Source organism: Burkholderia paludis (assembly GCF_000732615.1).
GTDB classification, from domain to species: domain Bacteria; phylum Pseudomonadota; class Gammaproteobacteria; order Burkholderiales; family Burkholderiaceae; genus Burkholderia; species Burkholderia paludis.
The window spans coordinates 70,320-86,679 of record NZ_JPGL01000015.1 but is presented as its reverse complement, the minus strand read 5'-3'; the positions used below and the strand labels follow the sequence as shown (position 1 = coordinate 86,679).

The following is a 16,360-nucleotide window of genomic DNA, read 5'->3' as shown; positions in this document are numbered from 1 at the left end:
GCGCCGGGGCCGGCATGCCGCCACCGGCCCGGCAGGTACGCCGCGTTACTTCGCGATATACACGCCCGACGTCGGGCACGTGCCCTGCGTGTTGCCGTCGGTCACGAGCGACGCGGCGCTCGGAAACTGCGCGGTCGCATTGGTCTTCACCGCGATCCACGCCTCGCTGAAGTAGCTGACGCCGTTCGTCTTCGTGCACTTCAGCGACACCGCGCTGCGCGTATTGCTGCCGAACGCGCCTTCGAACGCGGCGAGCAACTGGTTGCGCGTCACCGTCTTGCCCGCGTTCGCCTGCAGGAACGCGTTGAACGACGTGTTGCCGAGCCGGCTGATCATGCCGGATGCCTGGTTCCAGTACGCGTCGGGCGATGCCGAGTTCGAGCAGGTGCCGTGCTTGAACCATTCATGCTTGTCGAGGCACGACGCGACGCCCGGCATGTACGTCGACAGCGTGTTGCGGGTCGCGCTGCTGATCGGGTAGGCGTCCATGCTGCACCACTGGTGCGCGTTGTCGAGGTCGATGTCGTTCTGCGGCACGCCGCAGTAGAACGGCTGGTTGCCGTCGTAGTTGTTCGGCCACAGGCCATGCAGCGACAGGCTCGTCGCCGCGTACGTGCCGGCCAGGTTCGTGCATTCGGGCGTGTCGTGCGACGCGCAGAAGCCGGGCTCCCACGATGCGGCGAGCAACAGGTAGTCGTAGCTGGTCTGTGCGGCGGCGTGCAGCGAAACGGAAGCGACGGCGAGTGCGGCGGCGGCGCGGGCGAGCGTCTTCAGCATGGCGTTTCCTCGGAAAAGACTTGCGGTCGCGGGATGCGCCGCAAGATTGTCGAATGTCTGCCCCCGATTGTTGCCGATGCAACGTGGCACGAATGTGAAGGTGGACGAATGATTCCGCGTGGCGCAGGCGCGCTGCCGCGCCACGGGCCGCGTCACACGCCCGACGCGCGCCGCCATCCCGGCGGCACGCCGTCGCTCACGATCCCGTGCCCAGCTGCGTGCACGCGCGCGCGGCCGATTCGGGGCCTTCGAGCGCGAGGATCTGCCACACGCCGATGCTGACGCGCTGGCGCGCCGCCGTCGATGCATCGGCCAGCAACGCCTCGACGCGCGGCGCGGCATCCGGCGCCTGCTGCTTCAGCGCCGCATGATGCCGCGCGCGCGATGCCGGTTCGGATTCGTACACGTCGCACAGGCGCACCATGCCGGCAAGACCGGCGAGATCGTCGTCCTTGTCGATCGCGCCCGGCTCGACAGGCGCGAGCCCCTTGCGCTCCGCCGCCGGCAGCTTGCTGCGCGCGCCTTCGTCGATCGACGTGGCGGACGACGGCGGCAAGCCGCCGATCGCCGCGACGATCCGGCTGCCGGCGGCAATCATGTCGCCCTGGCACTCGATCTTCTCGGCGGCCTCGACGTTCGCGCAGAACGACACCGAAGTCCGGTACACGTCGTTGCTCATGCGCGGCACTTCGTCGGCGTTCGCCTGCGCGAGGCGGGCGCCCGTCAGAGCCAGTGCGGCCGGAATCAGGATGCGGATAACGCGTGTCTTGTTCATCGTGGTTTGCGTTTGTGGGTTCTTGTCATGGGTACCGTCGCCGGGCCCTCGGCCGGCGGCACACGCTCACTTCATCGGCGCGGCCTTCGATCCGCCGGGCGACCGCGCCGTACTGCCCTGTTCGCGCCAAGCGCGGCGCGACGCGACGCGATGATCGCCTTCACGGCCGAGCGCGCGACCTTCCACCACGCGAACGGCGGCGGGTCGGCGAGCATGCCGGGCGCGCGCGCATGGTCGAGCGTGAGCCCGGGCGTCCACGCCATCGTCACCGCGCGCTTGCGGATCTGCGCGGCAACCCGCGGCTCGGGCGTGACCAGCCGACGCACGAACGCGCCCCAGCCGGTACGCGCGCCCTTCAGCCGCCACATCGCGCCGTCGAGCGTGGCTTCGAGCGCGTTCGACACGGTGCTCGAGCAGTTGCGGTGCGTGAGGTTGTACGTCGCGTCCTGCCGGCACGACGACCCGAATGCGTGCAGCCTGGCCGGATCGTAGTGGCGGCTCCGCACGCGCACGGTCGACGGGCGCCATGCGTTCGACCCGGTCGCGTGGTCGGGCTGGAACAGCCACGCAAAGATCCGGATCGGAAAATGCAGCACGCCGTCGAGCGCGTCGACGCAGATCGCGACGCCCGCGACGCCCGCGACGGCCCGCACCCGGCCCGGCAAGGCCAGCCCGCGCCAGCGGGTGCGCAGGTATTCGATGCCCGGCAGCAGCAAGACCAGTCGTACCATCGTGCCCTCTCGTCATTTTTCGGGAAACGCGCTGGCCACGCGTGTCCTGTCGTTTCGACCGCGCATCGCACGACGCGCCGGCCGACGGACGGTAATTCGTACCGGCGCGTCATGCCTCGACATGACCGATGGCGGCCGGTACGGGTCCGCACCGGCCGAATCATAAGATATGGCGGCGATGCTTCAAAGCGCGACGAAAACGTTGTCGGCGGGCCGGGGCGTCGCGGCACGCGCCGGAGGGCGCGGAACCGGCAACGCTGCCACGGCAGACTTCCCGTTCGACAACCCTGGGCGGATGCGCCAGAATCCCGCTACGAGGGCGTCAGAAGCCGGACCGCGCAAGAGACGGGCCGCACCATGACCGGATCGATCGCATGCCGGCGCCAACGCGACACCCACCCCGAACGGAGCACCGCCATGCCCGCCTCACCGCTTCACGCCCCGGCGCTCGGACCGCAACTCAAGCGCTGGCGCGCGCTGCACCGCGTCAAGCAAAGCCATGCGGCCGAACTGTTCGGCGTCGCACAATCGACGATCTCCCGCTGGGAAGCCGGCGTCCAGCAGATGTCGCCCGACGAGCGCGCGACGGCCGAGCGGCTGCTCGCCGCGCGCCTCGATTCGGCGGGCGACCGCGCGCTTGCGCGGCTGGTCGCGGGCAGCGCGGGCCGCATGCATCTCGTGTGCGACCTCACGCACCGCCTGCTCGCGAGTTCGCCCGCGCGCGCGGCCGAGTTCTCGCAACCGCTGCCGATGCTGCTCGGCACGTCGCTGTGGCGCTACGCGACGCCGGAAATCGCGCGCATGGAAGCCGCGCTCGACACGCTCGGCTGGCATGACCGCGCCGGACCGCCGAGCGTCGAGTTCGACACCGGCGCCAATGCATCGCGCGTCGTGCCGATTCGCGGCAGCCGGTGCCGGTGGACACGGATGACACTGTCGGACGGCTCGGCCGCCCGGCTCGTGGAAACACTCCAGGACGCGTGAGCAACGCGTCGCGACGAAGCGCCTGCAGCCGACGGTGACGCGCATTCCGCCACGCGCGGCGCATCATGCGAAAGACGCCGCCGTGAACGGCGGCACCCCGAGGAGATAAGTCCTATGTTGCGACTCGTTGTCCGGGAACTCGTGATCGTCTCGTTCATGCTCTACACGGGCGCCGCCGTGCTGATCGCGCTTCGCTCGGGTGTGGCGAACGCCGGCGGCAGGCGCGTGGCGCGCCGCCACCACCCCCGCATCTTCGGCCTGGTCGTCCTGCTCCAGGCCGGCTTCTTCGCGCTGTTCTGCTGGGCCGGGCTCTCGCTGAAATAGCGGCGCGCCGACGCACGCCAGCCGCCGCGCATATTTCATGCGTGGACGAGCCGCGCGCGGCCGCAGTACGCTTGACGGCCCATCGCAAGGACACCCACCATGACCCCCGATACGCTCCACGCGCGGCTTGATTTTCTGCGCGAAGCCGAACGCCTGAAGGATGTGCTGCGCAGCGGCCACACATCGGCCGGGCGCGCGGAAAGCACGGCCGAGCACAGCTGGCGGCTGTGCCTGATGGCGCTCGTGTTCGCCGACGCGCTGCCCGGCATCGACACGCTGAAGCTGCTGAAACTCTGCGTCGTCCACGATCTCGGCGAAGCGCTGCACGGCGACATCCCCGCGATCGAGCAGGCTGCGCATCCCGACAAAAGCGCGCACGAACGCGACGACCTGCTGACGCTGACGGCATCGCTCGATCGACCGCTGCGCGACGAGATCGTCGCGCTGTGGGACGAGTACGAAGCGGCCGCGTCGCCGGAGGCACGCGCGACGAAGGCGCTCGACAAGCTGGAAACGATCCTGCAGCACAACCAGGGCAGCAATCCGCCCGATTTCGACTACGCGTTCAATCTCGGCTACGGCCGCCGCCATACCGACGCCGCGCCGCTGTTCAGCGCGATCCGCGAAATCGTCGACGGCGATACGCAACGCAGGATCGACGCGGGTACGCAGCACCCGTAAGCTCGCGGCGCCTTCGCGCGCCGTATTCACAGACCGCAACAATGACGCCGCCCGGCGCGCACGCCAGTGCGGTGCTAGCACAATTCAGCACAATTTCTACACGACTTCTCGTGAAATCCTCGCTTACCATCAACGGCTGATTCGAACCGGCACGCCCGCGCGATGCGTACGCGGGCACCGTCGCGGGCCACGCGCCCGGCATGCGACGCCGGCCGGATCGTCCCGCCCGGCCGCACGCATCGCCGGCACCGCTTCATCCTCGCCGCGTTCTCATGACTCTGAAGACCCATCGCCGCCGGCGCATCGCGCTGGCTACCGCCGCCATTGTCGTCATCGCCGCCGGCGTCACGCTGAAGGCGTGCGCGCCCGACAAGCATCCGCAGTACCTGTCCGCGCCCGTCACGCGCGGCGATCTCGAGAACGCGGTGCTCGCAACCGGCGCGCTGCAGGCCTTCCGGCAGGTCGACGTCGGCGCGCAGGTCTCGGGGCAGTTGAAGACGCTGAAGGTCAAGCTCGGCGACAAGGTCACGAAGGGCCAGTGGCTCGCCGAGATCGATCCCGTTATTTCGGAAAACGCGCTGCGCCAGGCACGCGCCAGCGAAGACAACCTGCGCGCGCAACATCGGTCGACCGCCGCGCAGCTCACGCAGGCCGAACTCGCGTTCCGTCGCCAGCAGGCGATGCTGCCCGACGACGCGACGTCGCGCGAGCAGTTCGAGGCGGCACGCGCCACGCTCGACGTGCAGCGCGCGACGCTCGCGTCGCTCGCCGCGCAGATCCGCTCGGCCCGCATCCAGATCGAGACCGCACAGGCCAATCTCGGTTATACGCGCATCGTCGCGCCGATCGACGGCGAGGTCGTCGCGATCGTCACGCAGGAAGGCCAGACCGTGATCGCCCAGCAGCAGGCGCCGGTGATCCTGAAGCTCGCGGATCTCGACACGATGACCGTGAAGGCGCAGGTGTCGGAAGCCGACGTGATCCGCGTCAGCGCCGGCCAGGCCGCGTATTTCACGATCCTCGGCGAACCGGACAGGCGCCACTACGGCAAGCTGCGCGCGATCGAACCGGCGCCGCAGAATTACGCCGACGCGCAAGGCGCGCTCGGCGGCGGCGCGGGCGGCGGCGCGAAGTCGAACGCCGCCGTGTTCTACAACGCGCTGTTCGAAGTGCCGAACCCCGCGCACCGGCTGCGCATCTCGATGACCGCGCAAGTCGGCATCGTGCTCGGCAACGCGCGCAACGCGCTCAACATCCCGGCCGCCGCGCTCGGCGAACGGAACAAGGACGGCACCTACGCGGTACGCGTGCTGCGCGCCGACGGCAGCACGGAAACGCGCGGCATCCACATCGGCATCAACAACAACGTGCGCGTCGAAGTGCTGGCCGGCCTGAAGGACGGCGAGCGCGTCGTGATCGGCGAAGCGGCCGCGGACGACCATGCGCCGCTGGCGGACGCGGTATGACGATGCGCCGGCCCCTGCTGAAACTATCCGCCGTCACGCGACGCTTTCCGGCCGGCGACAAGGACATCGTCGTGCTGAACGACGTCAACCTGTCGATCCATGCGGGCGAGATCGTCGCGATCGTCGGCGCGTCGGGCTCCGGCAAGTCGACGCTGATGAACATCCTCGGCTGCCTCGACCATCCGAGCGAAGGCACCTACACGGTCGGCGGGCGCGACACGCACATGCTCGACAGCGACGAGCTCGCGCAACTGCGCCGCGAGCACTTCGGCTTCGTGTTCCAGCGCTATCACCTGCTGCCGCACGTCGATGCGGTCGCGAACCTCGAAATGCCCGCGATCTATGCGGGCACCGCACGCGCCGAGCGGCACGATCGCGCGCGCGAACTGCTCGCGCGCCTCGGCCTCGCGGATCGCGCGCACCACCGCCCCGGGCAGTTGTCCGGCGGCCAGCAGCAGCGCGTGAGCATCGCGCGTGCGCTGATGAACGGCGGCCAGGTGATCCTCGCGGACGAACCGACCGGCGCGCTCGACACGAAAAGCGGCCAGGACGTGCTCCGCATCCTGCACGAGCTGAACGCGCTCGGCCATACGATCGTGATCGTCACGCACGACAAGGCGGTCGCGCGCCACGCGCGGCGCATCATCGAGATCAGCGACGGCGAGATCGTCGCCGACCGGCCGAACCGCCAATACGCCGACGCGCTCGCGGAAGCCGGCATCGATGCGACGCACGCGGCCGACGCGGCGGCCGGCACGCCGCCCGCATCCGCATCCGCATCCGCATCCGTATCCGTATCCGCATCCGCGCACGACGCCGCGCCGCCGCCCGGCGACGCCGGCACCGGCACGCACGCGCGGCGCTTCGCGGCCGGCACCGGCCGCTTCGCCGAGGCGTGCCGGATGGCGTGGATCGCGCTCGTGTCGCACCGGCTGCGCACGCTGCTGACGATGCTCGGCATCATCATCGGCATCACGTCGGTCGTATCGATCGTCGCGATCGGCGAAGGCGCGAAGCGCTACATGCTCGACGAGATCGGCAGCATCGGCACGAACACGATCAACATCTATCCGGGCGCCGACTGGGGCGACAGCCGCGCCGACGCGATCCAGACGCTCGTGCCCGCCGACGTCGCCGCGCTCGCCGAGCAGCCGTACGTCGACAGCGCGACGCCCGAAACGTCGCGCACGCTGCTGCTGCGCTATCGCAACGTCGACGTGAACGCGCTCGTGAGCGGCGTCGGCGACCGCTTCTTCCAGGCGCGCGGAATGCGCTTCGCGCTGGGCGTCGCGTTCGACGAGGACGCGGTGCGCCGCCAGGTGCAGGTGGCCGTGATCGACCAGAATACGCGCCGCAAGCTGTTCGGCGCGGCGCGCAACCCGATCGGCGAGGTGATCCTGGTCGACAACGTGCCGTGCGTCGTGATCGGCGTGACGGCCGACAAGAAGAGCGCGTTCGGCAGCGTGAAAAGCCTGAACGTGTGGGTGCCGTACACGACCGCGAGCGGGCGCCTGTTCGGGCAGCGCCATCTCGACAGCATCACCGTGCGCGTGCGCGACGGGCAGCCGAGCGCCGCCGCCGAGAAAAGCCTCGAGAAGCTGATGACCCAGCGCCACGGCCGCAAGGATTTCTTCACGTACAACATGGACAGCGTGGTGAAGACCGTCGAGAAGACCGGCCAGTCGCTGACGCTGCTGCTGTCGCTGATCGCCGTGATCTCGCTCGTGGTCGGCGGGATCGGCGTGATGAACATCATGCTCGTGTCGGTCACCGAGCGTACGCGCGAGATCGGCATCCGGATGGCCGTCGGCGCGCGCCAGTCCGACATCCTGCAGCAGTTTCTCGTCGAGGCCGTGCTGGTCTGCCTGCTCGGCGGCACGATCGGCATCGCGCTGTCGTTCGGCCTCGGTGCGGTGTTCTCGATGTTCGTCGCGCAATGGAAGATGGTGTTCTCGGCCGGCGCGATCGTCACCGCGTTCGTCTGCTCGACGCTCACCGGTGTGATTTTCGGTTTCATGCCCGCGCGCAATGCGTCGCGGCTCGATCCGATCGATGCGCTCGCGCGCGACTGACGAAAGACTGCCATGACGTACACCTCACCGCTTCACCGCCTGGGCGCACTCGCATGCGCGGCCGCGCTGCTGGCCGGCTGCACGGACGCGCGCCATGCCCCGCTGCCCGCCGTCGCGATGCCCGCGAACTGGGCGGCGCCGGTCGCGGCCGGCGCGCCGGCCGCGACGCGCGACTGGTGGCGCAGCTTCGGCGATCCGCAACTCGACGCGCTGATCGACGACGCGCTGCGCGCCAACAACGACCTCGCGATCGCGGCGATCCGCGTGTATCGCGCGCAACTGCAGGCCGGGCTGGCCGATACGAACCTGACGCCCAGCGTGACGGTCGGCGCGAACGGCGCCGTGTCGCGCACGCTGGATACGCACCAGATGAGCCGCTCGAGCGGCGTGAACGGTTCGCTCAGCTACGAAATCGACCTGTGGGGCCGGCTGGCCGCGCTGCGCGATGCCGCGCGCTGGGAAGCCGACGCGACGGCCGCCGATCTCGAAGCCGCGCGGCTGTCGCTGATCGGCACGACCGCGTCGCTGTACTGGCGGCTCGGCTATCTGAACCGGCAGATCGCGCTCGGCGACGCGAACATCGCGTATGCGGAGCGCACGCTCGCCATCGTCCGGTCGCGGCACTCGGCCGGCGCCGTGTCGGGGCTCGATCTCGCGCAGGCGGAACAGAGCCTCGCCGCGCAACGCGCCGCCCAGACGCAGCTGATCCAGCAGCGCACCGAGAGCCGCCACGCGCTCGCGATCCTGTTCGACCGGCCGCCGCAGCAGCGCGCGGCCGAGCCGGCGGCGCTGCCCGACGCGGCGCCGCCCGACGTGGCGGCCGATTTGCCGGCCAGCCTGCTGGGCCGGCGCCCCGACCTGCGCGCGGCGGAGTTCCGGCTGCGCGAGTCGCTCGCGCAGGTCGACGCCACGCGCACGAGCTTCTATCCGACCTTCACGCTGACCGGCCAGGCCGGCACGTCGAGCACGAGCCTCGAGCGCGTGCTCGCGAATCCGGTCGGCACGCTCGGGCTCGGCCTGGCGCTGCCGTTCATCCAGTGGAACACGATGCAACTGCAGGTCAAGGTATCGAAGACGCAGTACGAGGAGGCCGTCGTCGGGTTCCGCCAGAAGCTCTATACGGCGCTCGCGGAAGTCGAGAACGCACTGTCGGCACGCGTGCAGCTCGAACGCGAGGCCGAGCAGCGCGCGCTGTCGCTGGCCCAGGCGCAGCGCGCCGAGCGGCTGGCCGCCGCGCGGTTCGCGGCCGGCGCGACCGCCGTGCAGCCGTGGCTCGACCAGCAACAGCGGCTGCGCGACGCGCAAGGCGCCGACGAACAGACGCGCCTGAACCGGCTCAACAACCAGATGACGCTGTACCGCGCGCTCGGCGGCGGGATGTCCTGACCGGCGCGCGCGCCGGGTCGGCCGCGCCCGGCGTCATTCGCACACGGCCGCCTCGCGCCGCGCCGGCGCGAACGCCACCGCGCTCGCGGCCGCGAGCACGGCCACCCCCGCCGCGCCGTACACCATCACCCAGCCGAATCCGTGCACGAGCGCCGCGTGCAGCGCCGCGCCGGTCGGATCGGCCTGCGCGAGCGCCGGCGCGATGGCCTGCAGCCCGTCGACGCGGCCCGACGCGATCTCCTGCGCGAGCGTGCGCAACGCCGCATCGCCGATCGCGCCCGCGACGCCGGCCTTCAGGCTCGCGACGATCCCCGCGACCAGCACGAAGCCCATCGCCGCGATGTTCAGCGCAAGCGAGATCATCCGCGCGCTCATGTCGATGCCCGACGCCATCCCGGCCCGCGCGCTCGGCACCGCGCCCGTCGTCGTGTTGGTGACAGGCGTGTTCGTCAGCCCGAGGCCGATGCCGGCGATCACGCAACCCGGCAGCATGGTCAGCCAGCTCGCGTGCTCCGCCGCGCTGCCGAGCCGCATCAGCGCGAAACCGGCCGCGATGGTGAACAGGCCGCCCGGAATCACGACGCCCGGCCCGTAGCGCAGCACGAGCCGCTCGCCGACCGGCGGCACGACCAGCGTCGGCAGCGTGTACGCGAGCAATGCGAGGCCGGCCGTCACGCTGTCGTAGCCGAGCGCGACCTGGAACCAGATCGGCAGGTAGATCATGAACGGCCAGAAGCTGAAGTTCATGCCCATCGAGCCGAAGATCGCCCCGGTGAACGCGCGGATCCGGAACACCGAGAAGTCGAACATCGGCCGCGCGCTGGCGCGTTCCGCGACGATGAAGCCGGCCAGCGCCAGCACGGTCGCGCCCAGCACGCCGAGCCCGGCGGCGCTGGTCAGCCCGAGTTCGGCGCTTTGCGTGATGTAGAACGCCAGGCCGAGCACCGCGAGCGACAACGTGACGATGCCCGCCACGTCGAGCCTGCCCGCATGCGGATCGCGCGATTCCCGCACCGCGCCGCCGATCAGCGCGAGCGCGACGGCCGCGAGCGGCGCGTGCACGAGAAACACCCACGGCCAGCTCGCCAGCGCGACGATCGCGCCGCCGACGATCGGCCCGAAACCGAGCCCGATGCCGAACACGATCCCCCAGATCCCGAACGCGCGGCCGCGCTCGCGGCCCTCGCGGAACTGGTGCGACAGCACGGCAATCTGGCAGATCAGCATCGCGCCGCCGCTGGCGCCCTGCAGCAGCCGCCCCGCGACGAGCACCGGCACGTTCGGCGCGAGCCCGCACAGCAGCGACGTCGCGCCGAACAGCACGGTGCCGATCACGTACACGCGCTTGCGGCCGAACCGGTCGGCGAGCGTGCCGGCCGCCATCAGCACGGTCGTGCATGCGATCGTGTACGCGTTCATGATCCACTGCATGCCGTTGAAATCGCCATGCAGCACGTGTTCGAGCGTCGGCAGGATCACCGGCACGCTCGAGATTTCGAGGCCGAACATCAGCGACGTGAGACAGACGGCCGCGAGCGCGACCGCATTCCTGCGGGAGTCGGATAGCGTCATGCGTATTGCGCGGCGGCCCGGCAACGGGCCGCGCACCTCCAGGTGAGAAGGATGGCCCGCGTGCGGCCGGCAACGCACGCTGGACGGGAATCGGTACTATAGTGAGAATCTCGATCCCCATTGACGCACCCGTTTCGCCAGACTCGGGAATTACAGGACCCAATCGACGCACCCTGCCATGACCGACAGACTCGACGGCGTGACGACCTTCGTCCAGGTAGTGGAATCGGGCAGCTTCGCGCTGGCCGCGGAGCGGCTCGACATGACGCGCTCGGCCGTCGGCAAGGCGGTCGCGCGGCTCGAGAAGCGGCTCGGCGCGCGGCTGCTGCAGCGCACGACGCGCAGCCAGAGCCTGACCGACGACGGCCAGGCGTACTACGACCGCTGCGTGCGCGCGCTCGCGGAGCTGGAAGCGGCCGAGGCCGACCTCGACTGCGGCCGCAACGAGCCGCGCGGCAAGCTGCGCCTGAGCGTGCCGCTCGCGTTCGGGCACCACTGCGTGACGCCGGTCGTGCTCGATCTCGCGCGCACCTATCCGCACTTGCGGATCGACGTATCGATCAGCGACCGCTTCGTCGATCTCGTCGAGGAAGGCATCGACCTCGCGGTGCGGATCGGCACGCTCGCGGACAGCACGAGCCTCGCGGTGCGGCGGCTCGGCAGGCAATACGGCAGCCTCGGCGCGGCGCCGTCGTATCTCGCGCGCCACGGGATGCCGACGTCGCTCGACGATCTGAAGCACCACCGGACGATCGCGTATTCACGTTCGGGCGTGGTTCAACCGTGGGACCTGCGCGCGCCGGACGGCTCGACGGTCCGTATCGACATGCCGCACCAGCTGAGTTTCGACGACGTGCAGGCGATCGCGGCGGCCGGCGCGGCAGGATTCGGAATTGCATGGCTGCCGAGCTGGCTGCTCGATCACTACGTGAAGCGCGGCGAGATGACGGTCGTGCTCGACCGCTGCTTCGTCTGCGAAGGCGACATCCACGCGCTCTGGCCGAAGACGCGCTACCTGCCGCGCAAGACGCGCTGCGTGATCGACGCGCTCGCGCAGGCCGTGCCGCCGATGATCGGACGCCAGGACGACGCGCGCCGGGACAGGACGCGATGAGATGAATGGAAGCCGACGCGCCGGGCGGCGCGTCGGGTCGTCACGCCGCGCCGAGATCGGCCAGCGGATGCGCGAACAGCTTCCACGGCGACGTGAGGAAATGCCGCACGCGTTCGGCGCGCAGCTCGACGAGCGACGCGGGCGCCCAGCGCGGCTTGCGATCCTTGTCGACGAGATGCGCGCGCACGCCTTCGCAGAAGTCGCCTTCCTCGATCGCTCGCGCGACGATGCCGAGTTCCATCCGGAACGATTCGGCCAGCGTCATCTGCCGGCCGCGCAGCAGCGCCTCGCGCGTCACGGCGAGCATCGTCGGCGAGTGGCTCGCGAGCGCATCGAGCGTCGCCTGCAGCCATTGACGGTGCTCGCGCGCCAGTTCGTCGCGCGCCAGGTCCTGCGTCAGCGTCGCGACGATCCGCTCGACGCCCGAGCGCTTGTCGAAGTGACGCACGATCCACGGCATCTGCCCGTCGAGCGCCGCATGCGGCACGACGTTGCACGGCGGCTCGAACACCTTGCGCAGCAGCGGCAGCACGTCGCCGTCCCACTTGACGCTCTCGATGCGCGTCTCGAACGTGTCGAGCCACGCGGACGGCACGCACAGGTCCGCCAGCTTCGCGGTCAGCGCGTCGGCGCCCGACAGCAGCGCGCCGGTCAGCCCGACGTACAGTTCGAGTTCCACCGGCATGCGCGACAGGAAATGCGTCGCGCCGACGTCGGGCACGAGTCCGATGCGCGTCTCCGGCATCGCGATCTTGCTGCGTTCCGTCGCGACGCGCAGCGCCGCACCCTGGGCGAGGCCCATGCCGCCGCCCATCGTCACGCCGTCCATCAGCGCGACCACCGGCTTCGGGAACGTGTGGATCGCGTAGTCGAGCCGGTATTCGTCGACGAAGAACGGCAGCCAGGTCTCGCGCTGCGCCACCATCCGGTGCAGCGCGCGCACGTCGCCGCCCGCGCAGAAGCCCTTCTCGCCCGCGCCGCGCAGCACGACCGCGACGATCTGGTCGTCGTCGCGGCAGCGCGCGAGGAGCGCGGCCAGCTCGCCGATCATCGCGTACGACAGCGCGTTGAGCGCGGCCGGCCGGTTCAGCGTGATCAGCGCCACGCGGTTCACCACGCGGAACAGCACCTCCGGCGCGGGCTGTGCGAAGGCGTCGGGAGTCGAGACCGGCGTGCTCATCGTTGCGGCTCCCCGTCGGTGTGCCATTGCGGCGCGCGCTTGCCGAGAAACGCGGCCACGCCCTCGCGCGGATCGTTCGTGTCGAACAGGTCGACGAAGCGCTCGCGCTCGACCGCCAGCGCCGCGCCGCGCGGCACGCCGCGGCGCGCGAGGCCGATCAGCTCCTTGCTGTACGCGACCGCATGCGGGCTCTGCCGCACGACGTTGCGCGCAAGCGCCAGCGCCGCATCGCGTGCCGCGCCCGATTCCACGACGTCCTCGACGAGGCCGATCCGCAGCGCGGTGGCCGCGTCGACGCGCGCGCCGGTCAGGATGATCTTCTTCGCCCAGCCTTCGCCGACGAGCCAGGGCAGCGTCTGCGTACCGAGCCCGCACGGCAGCAGGCCGACCGACGGCTCGGGCAGCGCCATCTGCGCATGCGTCTCGGCAATCCGCAGGTCGCATGCCAGCGCGCACTCGAGCCCGCCGCCCATCGCATAGCCGTTGATCGCCGCGATCGTCACGACGCGTGCATCGTGCAGCGCCTCGAACGCCGCGCCGAAGCGCGACGCCATCGCGCGCGCGACCGCGCGGTCGCCGTCGGCGAACGTGTTGAGATCGGCGCCCGCGCTGAAGAACTTCGGGCCGTCGCCCGTGATCACCAGCGCGCGCACGCGCGGATTCGCGTTCAGTTCGGCAACGGTTGCCTGCAGTTGCTGCAGCCCGTCGGCGGTGAAGGCGTTCGCGGGCGGACGCTTGAGCGTCGCGCACGCGATCGCGCCGTCGTCGACGTAGTCCAGTTCGATCATCACGCGTCCTTCTTCGTTGCCGGTTGGTACAGGCGGATCACCGCCGAGAAATCGAGCTGCCCGTCGCCGCGGCTGCTCACCGTCTGATACAGCTGCTGCGCGAGCGCGCCGAGATAGACGGGCTGGCGCGCCTGCTTCGCCGCGTCGTTGGCGAGGCCGAGATCCTTCAGCATCAGGTCGGTGCCGAAGCCGCCCGAGTAGCCGCGCGACGACGGCGCGGTGTCGATCACGCCCGGATACGGGTTGTAGGTATCCGAACTCCAGCAGCGGCCCGTCGACGTGTTGACGATGCCGGCCAGCACTTTCGGGTCGATGCCGAGCGCGACGCCGAGCGACATCGCTTCCGATACGGCCGCCATCGAGATGCCGAGCACGAGGTTGTTGCAGACTTTCGCGACCTGCCCCATGCCCGTCGCGCCGCAGTGGACGATGTTCTTGCCCATGCCGGCCAGCACCGGCTTCACGCGCTCGAAATCCGCATCGCTGCCGCCGACCATGAAGGTCAGCGTGCCGGCCGCCGCGCCGCCGGTGCCGCCCGACACGGGCGCATCGACGAACGCGCCGCCATGCTCGCGCACCAGCGCGCCGAACGCCTGCGCGCTGGCCGGATCGATCGTGCTCGAATCGATCACGGTCGCGCCGGCGCCGAGGCCGGCCAGCACGCCGTTTTCGCCGGACAGCACCGACCGCACGTGCGGCGCGGCCGGCAGCATCGTGATGACGAAGGTCGCGCCCGACGCCGCATCGCGCGGCGACGCGGCCACCTGCCCGCCGGCGTCCTGCAGCGCGCGCAGCGCGTCCGCACTCAGGTCGAACGCGTGCACCTCATGGCCGGCCTTGAGCAGATTCAGCGCCATCGGCGCACCCATGTGGCCGAGGCCGATAAAACCGATTTTCATGTTCGTGTCCTCCGCCGCTCAATGCAGCCGGATCGTCGTATTCACCGGGCCCGCCGTCGCGTCGTCGTCGAACCAGCGCGCGGTGACCGTCTTGGTTTGCGTGTAGAACTGCACGACCTGCTTGCCGTACGGGCCCAGGTCGCCGAGCTTCGAGCCGCGCGAGCCGGTGAAGCTGAAGAACGGCACCGGCACCGGGATCGGGATGTTGATGCCGACCTGGCCGATGTCGATCTCGCTCTGGAACTTGCGCGCGGCCGCGCCGCTCTGCGTGAACAGGCCCACGCCGTTGCCGAACGGGTTCGCGTTGACGAGCGCGATCGCGTCGTCGAGCGTGTCGGCTTCCATCACGACCAGCACCGGCCCGAAGATTTCATGCGTGTAGACCGACATGCCGGTCGTCACGCCCGAGAAGATCGTCGGGCCGACGAAGTTGCCGTGCTCGTAGCCGGGCACCTTCACGTCGCGGCCGTCGAGTTCGAGCTTCGCGCCTTCCTTCACGCCCGCGTCGATCAGCGACAGGATGCGTTCCTTCGCCGCCTTCGACACGACCGGCCCGACGTCCGTGCCGGCTTCCGCGCCCGCGTTGACCTTCAGCGCCTTCGCCTTCTCGACGATGTCCGGCAGCCAGTCGCGCGCGCGGCCGACCAGCACGACCACCGAGGTCGCCATGCAGCGCTGGCCGGCCGCGCCGAAGCCCGCGCCGACGAGCGCGTTGATCGCCTGCTCGCGGTGTGCGTCGGGCAGCACGACCGCGTGGTTCTTCGCGCCCATCATCGACTGCACGCGCTTGCCGTGCGCGCTGCCGAGGTTGTACACGTGCGTGCCGACCGCGGTCGAGCCGACGAACGAGATCGCCTTCACGAGCGGATGCGTGCAGATCGCGTCGACCACCTCCTTGCCGCCGTGCACGACGTTCAGCACGCCTTTCGGCACGCCGGCCTCGATCGCGAGCTCGACGAGCGCCATCGTCGACAGCGGGTCCTGCTCCGACGGCTTCAGCACGAAGGTGTTGCCGCACACGATCGCCATCGGGAACATCCACAGCGGGATCATCGCGGGGAAGTTGAACGGCGTGATGCCCGCGCACACGCCGAGCGGCTGGCGCAGCGTGTAGGTATCGACGCCGCCCGCGACGTTCTCCGCGAACTCGCCGAGCTGCAACGTGCCGATCGAACATGCGTGCTCGACGACTTCCAGGCCGCGGAAGATGTCGCCCTCGGCGTCGGGAATCGTCTTGCCCTGCTCGGCGGTCAGCATCTTCGCGATGCGCTGCTGGTTCGTACGGACGAGATCCTGGAACTTCAGCATGATGCGCATGCGCGCGCCGATCGGCGTGTTCTTCCACGTCGCGAAGGCGGCGTGCGCGGCCTGCACGGCCGCGTCGACTTCCGCGACGGTCGCGAACGGCACGCGCGCGAGCACCTGCTGCGTCGCGGGGTTGACGATGTCGCGCCACTCGTTCGTGGCGGACTCGACAAAAGCGCCGTCGATCAGCAGCTTGACCGTCGGCACGTCTTGCCCCGTGCGGGGCGTCGGATTCGCGTTCATCGATCCCATCTCCTGGCAGAGGGCCGCGCAGCGTCATGTCGCCGCGCGGCCGGTTCAATCCGG

Annotated in this window: 14 protein-coding genes and 1 pseudogene; 7 read left to right on the top strand and 8 right to left on the bottom strand. The window is 70.1% G+C overall.

The genetic code is table 11. The features are described 5' to 3' along the window. Positions 1-45: 45 nt before the first annotated feature. The 3 genes and pseudogenes from GQ56_RS0111400 to GQ56_RS39295 form a co-directional block, all read right to left on the bottom strand. On the bottom strand, positions 46-777 hold the full coding sequence (locus GQ56_RS0111400; RefSeq protein WP_031398775.1) for a ribonuclease T2: 732 nt from the start codon (positions 775-777) through the stop codon (positions 46-48). A 196-nt stretch (positions 778-973) separates the two neighbouring features. Beyond that, positions 974-1,552, bottom strand: a complete 579-nt coding sequence (locus GQ56_RS0111395; RefSeq protein WP_031398774.1) for a hypothetical protein — start codon at positions 1,550-1,552, stop codon at positions 974-976. Between the two features lie 66 nt (positions 1,553-1,618). Further along, positions 1,619-2,115 (bottom strand): annotated as a pseudogene (locus GQ56_RS39295) (DUF308 domain-containing protein); the annotation flags it as partial. Positions 2,116-2,700: 585 nt separating this feature from the next. On the opposite strand from GQ56_RS39295, the gene GQ56_RS0111385 reads away from it, so the two are divergent. From GQ56_RS0111385 to GQ56_RS0111355, 6 genes are all read left to right on the top strand, one after another. Further along, the gene (locus GQ56_RS0111385) at positions 2,701-3,267 is read left to right on the top strand and encodes a helix-turn-helix domain-containing protein (RefSeq protein ID WP_031398772.1); all 567 of its coding nucleotides are present in this window, start codon (positions 2,701-2,703) and stop codon (positions 3,265-3,267) included. Between the two features lie 114 nt (positions 3,268-3,381). Beyond that, entirely contained in the window at positions 3,382-3,591 is a 210-nt protein-coding gene (locus tag GQ56_RS0111380; protein WP_031398771.1) for a hypothetical protein, read from the top strand. Between the two features lie 99 nt (positions 3,592-3,690). Further along, positions 3,691-4,272, top strand: coding sequence for an HD domain-containing protein (locus tag GQ56_RS0111375; protein ID WP_031398770.1), 582 nt, complete (start codon positions 3,691-3,693; stop codon positions 4,270-4,272). A 272-nt stretch (positions 4,273-4,544) separates the two neighbouring features. Further along, a complete protein-coding gene (locus GQ56_RS0111365) occupies positions 4,545-5,738 on the top strand; it encodes an efflux RND transporter periplasmic adaptor subunit (protein WP_031398769.1) in 1,194 nt (397 codons plus the stop codon). Positions 5,739-5,740: 2 nt separating this feature from the next. Beyond that, the gene (locus GQ56_RS0111360; protein WP_031398768.1) at positions 5,741-7,810 is read left to right on the top strand and encodes a MacB family efflux pump subunit; all 2,070 of its coding nucleotides are present in this window, start codon (positions 5,741-5,743) and stop codon (positions 7,808-7,810) included. Between the two features lie 12 nt (positions 7,811-7,822). After that, entirely contained in the window at positions 7,823-9,196 is a 1,374-nt protein-coding gene (locus tag GQ56_RS0111355; protein WP_031398767.1) for an efflux transporter outer membrane subunit, read from the top strand. Positions 9,197-9,229: 33 nt separating this feature from the next. Here GQ56_RS0111355 and GQ56_RS0111350 read toward each other — a convergent pair whose 3' ends face one another. Further along, on the bottom strand, positions 9,230-10,768 hold the full coding sequence (locus GQ56_RS0111350) for an MFS transporter (RefSeq protein WP_031398766.1): 1,539 nt from the start codon (positions 10,766-10,768) through the stop codon (positions 9,230-9,232). 178 nt (positions 10,769-10,946) lie between these two features. Between GQ56_RS0111350 and GQ56_RS0111345 the strand changes: the two genes are divergently transcribed. Continuing rightward, positions 10,947-11,882, top strand: a complete 936-nt coding sequence (locus GQ56_RS0111345) for a LysR family transcriptional regulator (protein WP_031398765.1) — start codon at positions 10,947-10,949, stop codon at positions 11,880-11,882. 40 nt (positions 11,883-11,922) lie between these two features. Here GQ56_RS0111345 and GQ56_RS0111340 read toward each other — a convergent pair whose 3' ends face one another. From GQ56_RS0111340 to GQ56_RS0111325, 4 genes are read right to left on the bottom strand one after another with little or no spacing between them, the layout of a single operon-like run. Further along, entirely contained in the window at positions 11,923-13,062 is a 1,140-nt protein-coding gene (locus GQ56_RS0111340; protein WP_031398764.1) for an enoyl-CoA hydratase/isomerase family protein, read from the bottom strand. Then, entirely contained in the window at positions 13,059-13,850 is a 792-nt protein-coding gene (locus GQ56_RS0111335) for an enoyl-CoA hydratase (protein ID WP_031398763.1), read from the bottom strand. Before GQ56_RS0111335 ends, GQ56_RS0111340 begins: the two co-directional genes overlap by 4 nt. After that, the gene (gene mmsB, locus GQ56_RS0111330) at positions 13,850-14,749 is read right to left on the bottom strand and encodes a 3-hydroxyisobutyrate dehydrogenase (protein WP_031398762.1); all 900 of its coding nucleotides are present in this window, start codon (positions 14,747-14,749) and stop codon (positions 13,850-13,852) included. The genes GQ56_RS0111335 and mmsB overlap by 1 nt, the downstream gene beginning before the upstream one ends. An 18-nt stretch (positions 14,750-14,767) precedes the next feature. Further along, positions 14,768-16,297, bottom strand: coding sequence for a CoA-acylating methylmalonate-semialdehyde dehydrogenase (locus GQ56_RS0111325; RefSeq protein WP_031398761.1), 1,530 nt, complete (start codon positions 16,295-16,297; stop codon positions 14,768-14,770). Between the last annotated feature and the right edge of the window lie 63 nt (positions 16,298-16,360).